This is a genomic window from Fulvivirga kasyanovii (assembly GCF_009711405.1).
Classification (GTDB): domain Bacteria; phylum Bacteroidota; class Bacteroidia; order Cytophagales; family Cyclobacteriaceae; genus Fulvivirga; species Fulvivirga kasyanovii.
In genome coordinates this window covers 1-15,552 of the sequence record NZ_SMLW01000623.1, presented here as the reverse complement: position 1 = coordinate 15,552, position 15,552 = coordinate 1, and the positions used below count along the sequence as shown (strand labels likewise).

15 protein-coding genes are annotated in these 15,552 nt (G+C 43.7%); 7 read left to right on the top strand and 8 right to left on the bottom strand.

Annotated elements, in window-relative coordinates; genetic code table 11:
* Position 1: 1 nt before the first annotated feature.
* Complete coding sequence (locus E1163_RS20585; protein WP_155174347.1) at positions 2 to 2,368, bottom strand: TonB-dependent receptor; 2,367 nt, start codon at positions 2,366 to 2,368, stop codon at positions 2 to 4.
* A gap of 154 nt (positions 2,369 to 2,522) precedes the next feature.
* Between E1163_RS20585 and E1163_RS20580 the strand changes: the two genes are divergently transcribed.
* The 5 genes from E1163_RS20580 (at position 2,523) to E1163_RS20560 (ending at position 7,371) form a co-directional block, all read left to right on the top strand.
* Positions 2,523 to 3,464 carry a YheT family hydrolase gene (locus E1163_RS20580; RefSeq protein WP_155174346.1) on the top strand — a complete coding sequence of 314 codons (942 nt, stop codon included), beginning with the start codon at positions 2,523 to 2,525 and terminating at the stop codon, positions 3,462 to 3,464.
* Positions 3,465 to 3,757: 293 nt separating this feature from the next.
* Positions 3,758 to 4,453, top strand: coding sequence for an SOS response-associated peptidase (locus E1163_RS20575; RefSeq protein WP_155174345.1), 696 nt, complete (start codon positions 3,758 to 3,760; stop codon positions 4,451 to 4,453).
* Between the two features lie 57 nt (positions 4,454 to 4,510).
* Positions 4,511 to 5,737 carry a tetratricopeptide repeat protein gene (locus E1163_RS20570; protein ID WP_155174344.1) on the top strand — a complete coding sequence of 409 codons (1,227 nt, stop codon included), beginning with the start codon at positions 4,511 to 4,513 and terminating at the stop codon, positions 5,735 to 5,737.
* A 319-nt stretch (positions 5,738 to 6,056) separates the two neighbouring features.
* Positions 6,057 to 6,626, top strand: a complete 570-nt coding sequence (locus E1163_RS20565; RefSeq protein ID WP_155174343.1) for a DUF4142 domain-containing protein — start codon at positions 6,057 to 6,059, stop codon at positions 6,624 to 6,626.
* 103 nt (positions 6,627 to 6,729) lie between these two features.
* Entirely contained in the window at positions 6,730 to 7,371 is a 642-nt protein-coding gene (locus E1163_RS20560; protein ID WP_155174342.1) for a dioxygenase family protein, read from the top strand.
* Between the two features lies 1 nt (position 7,372).
* Here E1163_RS20560 and E1163_RS20555 read toward each other — a convergent pair whose 3' ends face one another.
* From E1163_RS20555 to E1163_RS20525, 7 genes are all read right to left on the bottom strand, one after another.
* Positions 7,373 to 7,744 (bottom strand): hypothetical protein, encoded by a 372-nt coding sequence (locus tag E1163_RS20555; protein ID WP_155174341.1) that lies wholly within the window; start codon positions 7,742 to 7,744, stop codon positions 7,373 to 7,375.
* Positions 7,745 to 7,860: 116 nt separating this feature from the next.
* Positions 7,861 to 8,805: a fasciclin domain-containing protein gene (locus tag E1163_RS20550; protein WP_155174340.1), complete on the bottom strand. Its 945-nt coding sequence runs from the start codon at positions 8,803 to 8,805 to the stop codon at positions 7,861 to 7,863.
* 311 nt (positions 8,806 to 9,116) lie between these two features.
* Positions 9,117 to 9,899 (bottom strand): hypothetical protein, encoded by a 783-nt coding sequence (locus tag E1163_RS20545; protein WP_155174339.1) that lies wholly within the window; start codon positions 9,897 to 9,899, stop codon positions 9,117 to 9,119.
* 136 nt (positions 9,900 to 10,035) lie between these two features.
* Positions 10,036 to 10,407 (bottom strand): MmcQ/YjbR family DNA-binding protein, encoded by a 372-nt coding sequence (locus E1163_RS20540; RefSeq protein WP_155174338.1) that lies wholly within the window; start codon positions 10,405 to 10,407, stop codon positions 10,036 to 10,038.
* Positions 10,407 to 10,619, bottom strand: a complete 213-nt coding sequence (locus E1163_RS20535) for a DUF6728 family protein (RefSeq protein WP_343033908.1) — start codon at positions 10,617 to 10,619, stop codon at positions 10,407 to 10,409. Before E1163_RS20535 ends, E1163_RS20540 begins: the two co-directional genes overlap by 1 nt.
* Before the next feature lie 12 nt (positions 10,620 to 10,631).
* The gene (gene ispG, locus E1163_RS20530; RefSeq protein WP_343033907.1) at positions 10,632 to 12,617 is read right to left on the bottom strand and encodes a (E)-4-hydroxy-3-methylbut-2-enyl-diphosphate synthase; all 1,986 of its coding nucleotides are present in this window, start codon (positions 12,615 to 12,617) and stop codon (positions 10,632 to 10,634) included.
* Positions 12,618 to 12,914: 297 nt separating this feature from the next.
* Positions 12,915 to 13,619 (bottom strand): SDR family oxidoreductase, encoded by a 705-nt coding sequence (locus E1163_RS20525; protein WP_155174337.1) that lies wholly within the window; start codon positions 13,617 to 13,619, stop codon positions 12,915 to 12,917.
* A gap of 139 nt (positions 13,620 to 13,758) precedes the next feature.
* On the opposite strand from E1163_RS20525, the gene E1163_RS20520 reads away from it, so the two are divergent.
* Both E1163_RS20520 and E1163_RS20515 read left to right on the top strand, forming a co-directional pair.
* Positions 13,759 to 14,487: an MlaE family ABC transporter permease gene (locus E1163_RS20520; RefSeq protein ID WP_155174336.1), complete on the top strand. Its 729-nt coding sequence runs from the start codon at positions 13,759 to 13,761 to the stop codon at positions 14,485 to 14,487.
* Between the two features lie 4 nt (positions 14,488 to 14,491).
* On the top strand, positions 14,492 to 15,241 hold the full coding sequence (locus tag E1163_RS20515) for an ABC transporter ATP-binding protein (protein WP_155174335.1): 750 nt from the start codon (positions 14,492 to 14,494) through the stop codon (positions 15,239 to 15,241).
* Positions 15,242 to 15,552 lie beyond the last annotated feature (311 nt).

The following is a 15,552-nucleotide window of genomic DNA, read 5'->3' as shown; positions in this document are numbered from 1 at the left end:
ATTAAAATTGAATGTTATAGGTTACAGAAGGCAATACCGGGAACAGTGATATCATTCGTGCCTCCTTTACATTTCCATTGGTAATATTTCCTTCATCATCCTGTTGCAGGCGTGTGTAAATGGTAAAGGCATTTTTTCGGCTGTAGGCATTGTATAATGAGAATACCCAACTGCTTTTCCATTTCCTGTCCTTGTTTTTCCTCGGTGTAAGAGTTGCAGAAAGGTCCAGCCTGTGAAAATCGGGCAGCAGATAGCCATTTCTTTCACTGATGTAATCCACCTGGTATACATCTCCGTATTTATACCTGCCCGCGGGCACCGTAATAGGCCTTCCAGTGCTGTAGGTAAAGCTTCCGCCAAATGACCATTTCTCATTAAGATCATATGTACCTACGATATTGAACACATGCCTTCTGTCATAGTTAGCCAGAAAAGGCTTGCTGAGGTTTACGCCATCAATCTTGCGCTCTGTTTTAGACCAGGTATAGCTGGCAAAACCGGTAAACCTTCCCTCCTTCTTTTGTAACATCAACTCCAATCCGTACGACCAGGAATCTCCCTGCCTGTACTCAGTGGGCAAATCGCGGTTGAAGAAAAGCTGGGCGTTATCGGCAAAGTCAGTTACATTGTCGATGTCTTTGTAATAGGACTCCACAGAAAACTCCAGGGTATTGTCTTTAAAATTCCTGAAATATCCTATTGCCACCTGATCCGCAAGCTGGGGTTTGAGGTAGTAGTTGCTCGGGCTCCAGGTATTGAACGGAATAGGCACTGTACCACTGGATATCAAATGGGTATTTTGCACCATTCTGTTGTACGACACCTTTAATGAGCTTTGTGGGTTGATCATAAACCTCGCAGCAAATCTGGGTTCTATATTGACATAAGTTTTGATTGTCTCCAGGTGATCATAATGCAAAGTATCAGTACGAACTATATCTATATTGTCCTGAGGGTCTTCGTAAAGGTAAACATCTGATTTCCCTACGTTTTGGAATATCGATAATCTCGCTCCGTATGACAACGTAAGCCGGTCGGTCAGACGTTGCTCATTTCCAATATAGATCGAATGGTCAAGGGCATAGTCATTCTGGATCTCCTGAGTATCAAATATAGAGGCATCGGAAGTTGGGGATATCTTACCCGGTGAAAACCTTCGGTACGTCAGGTGATAGCCAAACTGGAGTTCGTTTCTGGTATTGAGGTAATAATTCAGGTCTTCCTTAAAGGAGAACTCCTGCAGGTTGGAAGTCCATGAAAAGCCCTGAACGGCATCATCAAACTCCAATGCATAATCGAAGTTGCTCACAATAAGAGAGGTATTTGAAAACAGGCGGTCATTGAATAGGTGGTTCCATCTGAATGTACCTGTTGTATTACCCCAGTCAAAGCCAAAGGTATCATCAAAGTTAAAAACATCCCTGCCCAAATAGAGGGCAGCAAAGAACCTGTTATTGTTGTTGTGCTTCCAGTTTACTTTGGCATTCACATCATAGAAGTGCACCAGGTTTTCTTCCCCTGCCGCTTTCAGGAACAAGTCTGCATATGAGCGTCTGCCTGATATAATGAAGGAGCTCTTCTCTTTTCTTATCGGCCCTTCGAGCATAAACCGGCTGGCCAGTGTACCAATACCTGCCGCACCGCCGAGCTTTTTATTGTTGCCATCCTTGGTCCGCACTTCAAGAATAGACGATAACCTGCCTCCGTAGCGCGCAGGGATCCCCCCTTTGTAAAGCTCTGAGTCTTTAATAACATCAGCATTAAATACTGAAAACAGACCGAACAGGTGCGATGGGTCGTAAACAGGGGCTTCGTCGATGAGGATCAGGTTCTGGTCAGCACTGCCTCCTCTTACAAAGAAGCTTGAAGTACCCTCTCCTGCGGTGATCACACCGGGCATCATCTGAATGGTTTTTATAATGTCCGGCTCACCGAATAAAGCCGGCAATTTTTTAACCTGCTTTATGTCAAGTTCATTCCGGCTCATGCTGATGTCCGTTACGTTGGCATCAATAGGATCATCAGAGATCACGATCTCATCCAGTGAAGTTACTTCCACGGGAAGCTCCACATTATAGGTTTCATTTTTGGTTAAACTGATCTGCCTGGTTACGGTTTGATAACCTACCGAACTGAATATGAGCGTATAATCTCCCGGCGGAAGGCTCAAGGCGTAAAACCCATACACGTTTGTAGCCGTTCCTACTTTAAGTTCGTTGACGTAGACTGTTACGCCAATCAGTTCTTCGCCACTTTCAGCATCTTTGGTGTACCCGTTAATGGTGTACTTTTGCTGGGCCAGACTGTAGTGACTAAGCCATACTAACGATAGTATGAATAGAAATTTGGTTAGATTTGTTGGTGCCAATGTTTGTTGAATTTAATTGAGTTTTTTTAATACATAGTCTACAGACGACATAATATTTAAATGGTTTCCAAGATTCTGGAAAAAATGATCAGCGGGATATTTTGGCAGATGAAATTAATAATCCGGTAACCCAACCATAACAATACACTTGAAAATGCAATACGAAGCTCCGTTCATATATTTCTCCGCCCATATGGAAACCATACTCCCCGCGCTGTTCCGGAAAATAAAAAATGTAGCTTATGAACGGGAGCGGATCCACACCCCTGATGATGATTTCCTGGACCTGGACTGGGTGCAAAACGGATCGGATAAACTGGTCATCATATCCCATGGCCTTGAAGGGAGCTCTACCAGGCCGTATATTAAAGGTATGGCACGGGCATTCTCCAACCACGGCTATGATGTATTGGCATGGAACTTTCGGGGATGCAGCGACCAAATCAACAAACAGCTCAGGTTCTACCACAGCGGTGCCACCGACGACCTTGACCATGTTATTGCACACGCCCTTACCAGGGGTTATAAAAGTATATCGCTCATAGGCTTTAGCCTGGGCGGCAACCTTACACTGAAATATGTGGGAGAACAGGGTAAGAATATATTACCTCAAATCAAAAAGGCCGTAGCGTTCTCCGTACCTCTTGACCTCTATACGAGCTGTGTGAAAATATCTGAGGCCTCTAACTTTGTATATTCAAGAAGGTTTTTAAACAACCTGAAAGCAAAGATCATTTCCAAGGCGGCCGTAATGCCTGATGTGCTCGAAACGGAAAAACTGAAAAACATCAAAACGCTCAAGGATTTTGATGATAACTATACGGCTCCATTACATGGCTTCAAGGATGCACTTGATTATTACAGTGCTTGTAGCTCCATCAACTTCCTGGATGATATCAGCATTCCAACGCTGATCGTCAATGCGAAAAATGATCCTTTTCTTTCTGAGGAGTGCTACCCTGCCGACCGCTTGAAGGGCCATGAGCATGTGATATTCGAAATGCCGGAGCGCGGTGGACATGTGGGCTTTACTGAGTTTAATAAAGAAGGCCTTTATTGGTCTGAAAAGCGGGCTTTGAATTTTGTAGAGGGGTGATTTGTAGGGTGCCAACGACAGCTAGTAGTTAACTCCAGTTTTTTGCGATAGCTGAATGTAAGCAGCAATCTACTTAGGTAGGTCTTTCCCGGCGTCAGGATGACTGCGGGGGTGGAGGACTGCGTGAATGGGTATGCCTGGTGGTTTTGCTTTGAAGGGGCTAATAAACATCAAAATATACAGTACTCACTCTCCTTATGACCATGCCTGGCTATCTGTAATTTATAATCTGATGAACACCAAAATTGATCGAACTGTCTGCCTCTAAAAGAGAATTTTGCTACATTCGTAGTATGGGAGACAGATATACTATTACGGCGGAAGCAGAAGTACTTAGTGAAAGGTTCAATATTGATGTGCCTGAACGGTATAAACCACGGTATAACGCTGCTCCTACTCAGGTTTTGCCCATAGTCACCCAGGATAGCAAGGGTTTATCTTTCTTCTATTGGGGGCAGTTGCCTGAGCGATCCAAAAACAAAACGATCAGCTCCAAGCTGATCGTAGCAGAAAAAGAAACCCTTACGCAGAAAGTATCTTCTCACAAGGCGCTTTTGCAGAGCCGCTGCATTGTACCGGCAGACGGTTTCTACGACTGGAAAAGGATCAGCAAAAAGGGCAAGGTGCCTTATCGTTTTATCTTTGGCAATGACCAAACCGTCTCTTTTGCAGGCATTTGGGAGGAATTTGAAGACGATGAAGAAAATGTAGTACACACTTTCAAGATCATTACCACACCAGCCAATAGCATTGTTTCTGAGGTGAACGCCAGGATGCCTGCGGTGCTTAACCCGGAAGCTGAAAAGCTCTGGCTCGACACCAATACACCTGAGGATAAGCTGCTTGAACTGCTCCAACCTTATCCTTCCGATCAAATGGGAAGCTACTCGGTTTCTCCCCGGATCAGCGACCTCAACAATGAGGGCGCCGGCCTCATCAAGCCAATGGCCCCCGCAGACCAGTTTGGCAACTACTCACTTTTCGACTAGGTGTTCTATATTTGAAGAATACGGGTCTTCTGTGGTTGGCGCTATAAACATTTGCTTATGAAACTTGCTGTAAAACAATATTTACTGATACTTATAACGCTAATCATGCCTTTGGCTGCCAGTTCGCAACAGAAGGCAGAGCTTCTGATAAAGGCGGAGGAGTCCCTGCTTAAGGGTGATACAATTATGGCTGCCGAGCGCTTCAGGGAGATACTGGTGGTTTATCCTCAAAGCTTCACGGCTGCCATGCGACTGGCCGAGATCTATGAGCAGCGAAAGGATTACCACACCGCGATCCAGTTTGCCAACGTAGCCCTTGACATCAACGATAACTATCAGGTACAGGCCCAGGAAAAGATACAAAGCAAACAACTGACACAGAAAGAACTGGCTGAGGAGCAAAACAGGCTTAACAAATATAAAAGTGATCAAGCGGATATCCATCACCTCAAAGGGGTGATCCGTTCCCGCCAACTGAGAAGGCACGATGCCATAGAAGAGTTCCGCAAAGCGCTTGAGCTTAAAGTCAGCAGCCAGACCCTGACCGATCTGGCCCTCACCTACCTGGAGATCGGCTTGCTTCACGATGCCCTCAAACTGTTGCACCAAGCAAGGAACCTCGACCCGGCAAGCTATAAGCCCTATTTTAATCTCGCCAATGTGCATTATAAGGTTCAAAATATTGACAGCGCCCTCTATTACTATCAGATCGCGCAGGAAAAAGACAGTGATCTCAAGTGGCCTTACCTTTATTCAGGACTTATTTATACGCAAAAAGAAAATTATCCGGAAGCTATAAACCAGTACAACGGCTATATTGCCCTTGACTCGACCAATGAAGAGATCTTTTTCAGAAGGGCAGTACTTTACAGCGAGCTTCGCCAATGGCCGGAGGCTCTGGCCGACTGGAGAAAGGTGCTCGAGTTAAATCCGGAAAATGCTGAGGCATGGAGAAACAAAGGCCTGAGCCATTTTCAGGCAGCACAGTATGATTCCGCCATAGCAGCATTTGATGAGGCTCTTAAAATTCTTCCGGAAGAATCTTACACTTATATTAACCGGGGATACAGCCACTATCTTTCCAATAACCCTGAGCAGGCGCTGAAAGATCTCAACAAAGGCCTGGAAGGTTTGCCTAAATATTATCTCGGTTATTATTTCAGGGCTTTGGTTTACCTGCAAACCAATAAAAAGCAAAAGGCCTGCGATGACACTCGAAAAGCGGTGGAGCTTGGTATGAAGCAAAGTGAGATGGACGAAAAACTCATCAAAAAGTGCTTTTAGGGAATCAGGCAACCTGTGGAGTAAATGCATTGGAAAGTAAAACAAGTAATGCGAAACTTGCGACTGAAAATTAGTAATCCGCGCTTATTGTTATATTATGCCCGTTTGCCAACTGCTTTTGCCAAGTGCTATTAACAACTGTCTGTCAGCAAAGAGATAAAAAATTTAGGAGCTCCCCAGAAATTCAGCTTGATCCCTTTTAGGTGGGGCTGTTCAAAAGAGAATCTATCATTAAATTTTGCCTCTCAGACTTGGCAAACAATTGATAAATTGACCTGTTATCAATACAGAAATGATTTACAATTAAAGTTCCTGTATTATGAAGGCTCCACTTATATTTTTATTCGCTCTTATATTTCCATTGCTCACCGGGTGCAATACGGGCACCAATGAAGAGCAAACGGAAGAGCAGGCTGAAGAAGCCAACGATGAAAAGATAGCAGAATCCCTTGAGGAAGATGTAGAGTTCCTGGTAGAATCTTATGCATTTAGCCTGATGCTCCAGGAGTATGGCAAAACCGTTGAACAAAGTAGCCAGGTTGCAGAACCTGTCAAGGAATTTGCCAGCAATTCGGTAACCCTTCATAAAAACCTGAACAGCCAGATTGAAGAAATCACTAAGGGTACGCCGGTAGCCTTGCCCCAATCAACCGGGGAAAATACTCAAAAGCTGGTGGAGAAACTCAGGTCTGGTAACATGGAGGAAGCCACGAATGACTACATTGAGGCTACAGAAGAAATACATGAGCAAATGATCGCCCAATACAGAGATGCTTTTGGTAAGGCAGAAAGCGTGCAGGTCAGGGATTTTGTAGAGCTGGTACTGCCTACGTTGGAAGAGAGAAAGAAAAAGCTAGATGAACTGGAAGAACTAACAGATAAACTTTAACAACTCGCATTCCGGCGGCCAGACAGCAGCCTGCATAGCACAGACTACATGGCAATAACCCCTGTTTTTGGGTAAATTGACTGTCAAATCAATATTCTAAGCTATGCGAACTTTACTCTTTATCTTACTGACTATTCACTGTTTGGCTGCCTGCAATGCCCAGCAAAAAGAAACTACCGAAAGCATAACAAAATCTTCCGGCCCTGTTGGCGGACCATGCGAAGGATGCGAGGCTTTACATGAGTATGGCGATAAGATTTTAACCTCCTCAGATACACTTCCGGGCTTTGACAATCAGGGCCAGAAAATTAAAGTCACCGGAATCGTTTACCACAAGGATGGCAAGACACCCGCCCGTGATGTGATATTATATATTTACCATACGAACCAGGAAGGGATTTACCCTACCCGTGGAGATGAGGAAGGCTGGGCCAAACGACATGGCTATATCCGCGGCTGGATAAAAACCGGAGCTGATGGGAAATATACTTTCTACACGCTAAAGCCCGGATCATATCCCAGCGGATCAAACCCTGCACACATCCACCCTACTATCAAAGAACCTGATCTGAATGCCTACTACATTGACACCTGGCACTTTAAGGGTGATCCGTTGTTACAGGAAAGCCACCTGAGTGCATCTCCAAGAGGAGGTTCAGGGCTACTCACGTTAGAGCAAGAGGGAGAATTATGGGTTGCCAGAAAGGATATAGTACTGGGCCTGAATATTCCCGGTTACAAATAAGCTATAGGCCAAGCAACAGAAGAATCAGAACAGGTGCTATATAACGCGGCACCTTCTGTTGGCCGGAAAAACTTTCATCTTCCCAGACTTTATCGTTTTTGGCCCTTACTCCGTGCATCTGATCTTTTTCTGCTACCTCAATGGTAACTTTATTTTGTAAATCACCATGTTTTGTATCCCAGGCCTTTGTGTTTTTAGCTGATGGGCCAGTGGGTGCAGGTCTGTTTTCTTCAATAGTTGTAGTTATTGCGGCCTTTCTTTCCCAGGCTTTAAGGTTTTTGGCCTTTGGGCCCTTGAGTTTATCCTCCTGAGCCATAATATCTATAGGCACAACAAAAATTAAAAGAAGTATAAAAAGGGGCGATTTTAACATTTCTTCTAAAGGTTTTATCTTATAACTTATAACGCAAATCTGCCGTAAACGTTTGCGACAAATCTAACAAAAATGGGCCGGTATGAATACCCTGCCCATTTTACCTTAAAACTAGGTTATTGGTTGTTATCAGGCACAAGTACTCTATTGATCTTGTTCACTACCCCGTTGGTAGCGATAAGATTAAACTGCGAAACCACAGCATCATCGGTCATATCATTATTGTCCCTGACAATGGTGTTATAGTCAAAAATAATCCTGAATGTATTGCCTTGCAGCGTTTCCTGAGCGCCTGCTTCCAGATCGGGTGAGAACATACGGCTGCTTACAATGTGATATTTAAGGATATCTGTAAGCTGAGCACTGCTCAATTCTTCAAGTCCGCTTATTTCCATCGTATTGAAATACTGCTCAAATGCCTGGTCGGTTGGTGCAAAAAGTGTATAAGGACCTGCGTCAGCCAATTCATCCGCCAGCCCTGCTTTATTAACAGCCTCTTCAAGAGTTGAAAGGTCACTTTCATTGGTCACTATACCGGCTATATCACGCTCCGGTGGCATAAGCACTTCATCAATGGTGTGAACTACACCATTGGTAGCCTGAAAATTAATTTGTAAAAACTGCGCATCACCATTGATAAAAAAGCGGTTAGAAGCAATTCCAAAATAAATATTACCATTTTGGGTTTCCAGTGTACCTTCATTGAACTCGTTAAAATATACTTCATCCGCTATCAGGTGATATCTCAATATAGCAGCCAGCTCTTCGGCAGTGAACCTGTCCAGGTTAGTAATACCGGCATCAATAAAAGCCTCATCCGGCGGGGCCAGCAACGTATAGTTGTTATCCCCATCCAGCTCTGACTCCAGTCCTGACTTTTCAAGGGCATCTGCCAAAATAGTAAAATCCAGGTCTTCCTCTACCTCATCGGCAATAGTACCAACCTCATCATCAATTATGGGGGTATCATCGTCGTCATCGCAACTGGTAAAACCTACAAGTAGTAAAGCTGCCAGCAACGGTAAAAACATATTGCGTATCTTAAACATAAATATTTTCATAACAAGTGATTTTAAGTGTTAAAAATTTAAAAACCGGCTGATATCAGGCTTGATGTAAGCCAAATGGGAATGGTTAATCAAAATCACTCAATAGAGTAAAATAACAATGCCAGAGCGGCCTGTTAACCGAAGGAATTTTGAGAATTGAGTAATCGGAACACTATTTTTAAATACCTTTTGAAAATGAGTACTTTACAGTGGGGCTATAAAGGGGTATGGAGGCATTGAATATGCCTTGAGAGGCTTAAAAGCATCATCAAACCAGGTGCTTTGAGGATCGATTTTCACAAATGTGGAATCTATCTCACAGGTCAGAAATCATCTTCACCATCATCTTCTTCCTCAGATGGCGGCGGGGCCGAGGGCTGATCGTCTTCCTCTTCTTTGGGGGCTTTCTCCTTTTTGTTCTTTTTATCCTTCTTCAGGAACCCAAACGGCCCTTTCTTCTTTTTAGGTTCTTCCTGATTGAGTTCTGTAGCTGAGGTTTCTACATCAAAATTGGTACTGTCGGACTTATCTTTCTTCTTAAAGAGGTTTTTGAAGAAGCCAAAGAAGCCTTTCTTCTTTTTCTCTTTTTTCGCTTCCATAGCACTCGCTTCTGCTGCTTCCTGTCTGGCAAGCCTTACATCAGGGTATACGAGGTACTCACGCAGGTACCATAGATACAACTCCTGATCTATATTGAACTTCTCCTTTTTCAGCGAGATCATATATACGCTGTCTGCCGCTGTAGCCTCAAGGGTATCTACAGAAATAACGGCAGTGGAATCATATCCTTCGCGTTCTGCAAGGTAGAATTCGTCTTCAAAGGCAAGTGAGTCATCTTCCTGGGGGTAGACATCCTCCATAGGAATGGTCTGGAGGCTCCTGAGCTTTTTGCGGTAAGACATCGGCTCGATGATCAGGAACTTGTCTTTGCTTGCTTCCATTACCTTAGGCATGGAGTCCTCACCAAAATAGCTGAAATGCCTCTCAAGCACCTCCTTATCATGGATAAAGGCGCTTTGATAAGCAGGACAGATCGCTCTTTCAGTACAGGCCTGAATTGCGCAAAAGAGGATTATGCCAGCTATGAGGTGATGTGTTTTTATCATGCAAAAAAATCAAACAGGCGCTTAACCATACTAAAATCTATGATTATAAGCCATTTAAGCATAGTTCTTACCAAACTTCAAAGGTAGATTGAAAAAATCATAAGTTAAAGAGAAAAAGACGAAAATAGTCTAACGCTTACAATTTAGTAGTATTGTTATACATATCCAGTTCATCTCTCAGTTTCTTGGTTAGCCCGGCCACTACCAGATCGTAGGAGTGATCGATAAGCTCAACAATAAGCGGATCAGGAACACTTCCGTCCATCATTACCGTATTCCAGTGTTTCTTGTTCATGTGGTAACCGGGCTTGATGCCGGCATACTGCTCCCTAAGCTGTACTGCTCTTTCGGGGTCACACTTGAGGTTTGCACTTTCAAAAAGGTCTACATCAACCAGGGCAAACATCTTAGTCATTACTTTAAACACAAGGGTTTGATTATCGAAGGGAAATTCCTCGGTTACACCGGCTTTTTTAATGCAGATGTCACGAAAGTTTTCTATATCCATTAAAACAGATGTCTGGCGATTAAAACTATTATGGCGATGAGAAATATGAGCATGGAAATTTTATTGATCCCGTGCATCATTTTCAGGTTAAAGCTGGATGGTCGTGAAGGGTCTTTTTTTCTAAAAAAATACCCAAATACTTCTCCCAGCGAGAAATAGTCTTTCAATGAATTTTTATGGCTGTCTTCTCTCATTTTGCTCTCATTATTCATAATTATAAGCTTTTATGCCTCTTCTTTTTCTATCCAGTCACCACCTTCGCGGATAATTCCGATCAATTCGTCTACCGCCCTTTCTGACGGTACTCCCCGCTTCACCACATCCTGACCTTTATATAAAGTGATCTTACCTTTGCCGGACCCTACGTATCCGTAATCCGCATCGGCCATCTCACCGGGGCCATTTACGATGCACCCCATGATCCCGATCTTAACACCTTTCAGGTGGTCGGTCCTTTTGCGGATCATAGCGGTGGTCTCCTGTAAATCAAACAGCGTCCTGCCACATGAAGGACAAGAGATGTATTCCGTTTTGGTCATTCTCGTTCTGGCTGCCTGTAGTATACCGAAGCCGGTATTATTATAGTTACCGATAAGGTTCAACATTTGCTCTTTGCTCCTGCCCTCGCCTGCATGTTCTGTTCCCAGCATTACACCGTCTCCAAGCCCGTCAATCAACAGCCCACCCATGTCGGTAGCTGCATAGATCTGAAGCTGGTCATCCGTAAGGTCAGGGTAGCTCCTTTTTATAATTACCGGAATGTCTGCCTCCGCATTGATCAGCTTAAAGAAGGCCCTTCTTTGCTCAGCCATTCCGTGTTCATTCTGTGTCTCCAGTATAATTACCGCAGTACGGTCTTCCTTTAAAGCCGGCAGTAATTTTTCATTCAGATCAGCCAATTGAAGTTTCAAGAAATTGATCTCACCATGCTTTGAACCACCAGCAAGATATTCATCAACTGTCAACAGAGGAACTTTGTTGAGTTTATCGGTAGATTCCTGCCAGGCACTGTAATCCAGTATCTCTTTCAAACCATTGGGTAGCATAAACTGCACGGGACTGTTGCCAGAATAGACATAATCAGCTCCAAGATCATTCATCCTCCACTTGTCTGGTTCGGGAAGATAAAAATGGCCAATACCTTTCAGGTCTTTATAGTCATCCGTTTCGAGTCTGCTGATATCGGCGATTACTCTCGGTACATTTTGTCCACCTACGTTGGCTACTTCATGGGTATGCCTTCTGCTGTAGCTAAAAGGATCTACAGGGTTTTCATTAACCGGTTCAATTGCGGCATGGCCGACACGGTTGTTATAGCGGTCTACCATGGTCTTTGCCACCGGAGCTTCCAGTTCAGGCTCTTCGGTCAATGAAACACGAACGGTATCACCTAATCCATCTTCAAGCAATACACCAATGCCCACTGCGCTTTTGATGCGGCCATCCTCGCCTTCTCCGGCTTCTGTAACTCCAAGGTGCAATGGATAGGGTTGCAGGCCTTCCTCCTCCAGTTTGTTTACCAAAAGCCTGTAAGCTTGCACCATTACCTGGGTATTGCTGGCTTTCATGGAAAGTACGATATCATGATAGTCCAGGTCATTGCAGATCCTGAGGAACTCCAGGGCTGACTCTACCATGCCCAGCGGGGTATCACCATAGCGGCTCATGATCCTGTCAGATAAAGAACCATGGTTAGTGCCTATGCGCATGGCCGTGCCATACTCTTTACATATTTTAACGAGTGGAGTGAATTTCTCCCTGATCCTGTCGAGTTCAGCATTATAAGACTCGTCAGTATACTCGATCTGCTCAAATTTCTTTTTATCGGCGTAGTTGCCGGGGTTCACCCTTACTTTCTCTACAATCCGTGCGGCAAGTTCTGCAGCATTGGGTGTGAAATGGATATCCGCAATCAAAGGCACTGTATAACCTCTCTTGCGCAATTCCTTTTTAATCTCTTCCAGGTTCTGGGCTTCTTTGATGCTCGGGGCTGTTATCCGCACATACTCACATCCAGCATCTACCATCCTTATAACCTGCTCTACAGAGCCCATAGTATCCATGGTATCCACCGTAGTCATCGACTGCACCCGGATCGGGTAATCCCCCCCCATGGGTACTCCTCCAATATTCACTACACGGGTTTTCCTCCTGGAATATGACGCCAGACTGTTACAATACTGTTTGGTCCTGATAATTTCTGTATTCACTTCTTCCTGATCTGTTTCTGCAAAGTTAATTTTTTCAATCTACTGTTCACAGTTCTTAATTTACAGTTCACTGTTCTGGTTAGACACCCCTATAATCCCCTTGAGGGGATAGTTTAGTGTCGTGGAAATATTTAATATCCCGGATCTTTAACACAGCCCGCTTACAGTTTTCAATTTACTGTTTACTATTTGTCGGTTACTGGTAACCAATCCCCCAACACTTACGGGTTTAACGATTCCACATACCCGAAAGGTTTCACCTCATTTCAACAACAATGAACTATAAACTGTGAACTACTAAATGTCTCCCAATTGAGGGCGCATTACAATTTCTTCAATCACCGTTCTGTCAGACATTTCAAAGGCGTTCCAGATGGCGGCGGCTACATCCTCGGATTTCATGAACCGGTCTTCCGGGAGGTCTGCTCCTTCCCAACTTGCGGTGTAGGTGGCGCCGGGCATCACTGCGGTCACTCTCACGCCGTGCTCCTTCATCTCTTCCCTCAGTACTTTAGACATTCCCAACAGGGCAAATTTGGATATGCAATATGACCCTCCGTTGACATAAGGCATGAATGAAGCCGTGGAGCACATATTGAAAATATGGCCTGTTTTTGCCTTTTTCATTTTCTTTATCAGCCCTCTGGTCATATAATAAGCGCTATAAAGATTGGTTTCAATCATTTGCTCGAGTACTCCGTCTTCTTCTTTATGGATCTTCCCCGGCACAAACAACCCTGCATTGTTAATCAGCACCTCCACGTTCCCTTCCTGGGCGTGTATGAATTTTATAAAATAATCTACCTCAGCTTTATCGGCCATGTCGGTTCTCATGATGTGAACCTTATTGCTATATTTCTCCTGCACTTCATCCCTCAACACATTGAGGTCATCGAGATTACGGGAACAAACAATGATGTCAAATCCATTTTCAGAAAAAATATCCACAAGCGCTCTTCCTATACCTTTTGTACCACCTGTAATTACTACTAATCTGCTCATTTTCTATTTGTACAATTTGTTTTTTTTATGAAAACATTTTTAAAGCCAAACCATTAATCATAATATTACTATCTTTTTGCAATGAGTGGATTAAAGGTAGAAATTTAAAGCCTGAACGCGATAACCTTTTAGAGAATTAATGGAAACTATTGGCAAGTATTTTATTTTTTTAGGCTCTCTTTTCGTTAACCGGGAAAGTTTCAAAACTTACTTTAAGCTAACCATTGATGAATGTGTTTCGATAGGGATTGGTTCCATATTTCTTGTGGCCCTGGTTTCTTTTTTCATCGGGGCGGTTACGACCATCCAAACTGCTTATAACCTGGTAAGCCCGTTGATCCCCAATTATGTGATATCCCTTGTAGTAAGGGATATGACTATCCTGGAACTGGCGCCTACCATTATAGCAGTGATCTATGCCGGAAAAGTGGGATCAAGTATGGCCAGTGGGTTGGGTACTATGAGAATCTCGGAGCAGATCGATGCCTTGCAGGTAATGGGTATTAACTCGGCGTCTTACCTGGTGCTACCTAAAATACTGGGTTCTGTACTTATGTACCCAATGCTGGTGATCATTGCAGGGCTGCTGTCAATCTTTGGTGGCTACCTGGCCGGACTGCTTACGGGGGTTATCACACCCACCCAGTATATTTATGGAATCCGGTTTGACTTTAACGAATATACCGTGACTTTTGCACTGATCAAGTCGTTTGTCTTTGCTTTTCTGGTTGCTTCAATATCTTCATTTAAGGGCTATTATACTACAGGAGGGGCACTGGAAGTAGGACGGGCCAGCACTTCTGCAGTTACTCAAAGTGTAATTGCTATTTTGCTTGCTGATTATTTATTGGCCCAATTGCTTTTATAATACAATGATAAGGATAGAGAATATACATAAATCATTTGGAGACAAACAGATACTGAGAGGTATCAGTGGCACCTTTCAAAAAGGCAAACCTAACCTGATCATCGGGTCGAGCGGTACGGGTAAAAGTGTGCTGTTGAAGTGTATAGTAGGTTTGATACCACCGGATGAAGGGCTGGTATATTTTGATGATAAAGAGTTTACACATGCCAACCGTGACCTCAAAACAGAAATCAGGCGCGAAATCGGCATGCTTTTTCAGGGAGGTGCTTTGTTTGATTCAAAAACTGTGGAGCAAAATGTGATGTTCCCCCTGGATGTGCTCACCAAAATGCCTAAAGGTGAGAAGCTGGACAGGGTTAATTTTTGCCTGGAGCGTGTTGGCCTTGCCGGACAGAACCATAAAATGCCGTCTGAAATCAGTGGGGGTATGAAGAAACGTGTGGGTATTGCCCGGGCCATTGTCAACAACTCCCATTACCTCTTCTGCGATGAACCTAACTCGGGGCTGGACCCTCAGACTTCCATTTTGATCGATGATCTCATCTTAGAGATCACTGAGGAATATAACATTACTACCATAGTAGTAACCCACGACATGAATTCCGTGCTGGGGATAGGTGAAAATATCATGTTTCTTTATAAAGGTGAGAAGCTCTGGGAAGGAAATAAAAATGACCTCATGGACACAGGTGTAAAGGAATTTGATGCCTTTGTGTTTGCCAATAAGGTGATGCAGAAGTTGAAGCATATGTAGGGGCTTGCTATATTTTTTTAGTCAGATGTGAGAGGCTCTACTTGGAAAGCAAGCAGGTATAAGATTAAAGCAGGTCAAACCTTAATTAAAATGTACTTACATTGTCCCAAAATATCCAATTGAGGGGATTACAAGGCCGATCCTGAAACCCCATTCTTCGAACAAGTTGTCAATTTTTGAGACCTTGGTTTCCAATAATAAGTTAAAACTGATGCCTCTAGTTTTTCAAAAGGCGCTTTCTCTAAAACGATTATCAAGGATGTCCTATATATTCATATATGAATACGCGAATTAAAAAACGTACATTCCTA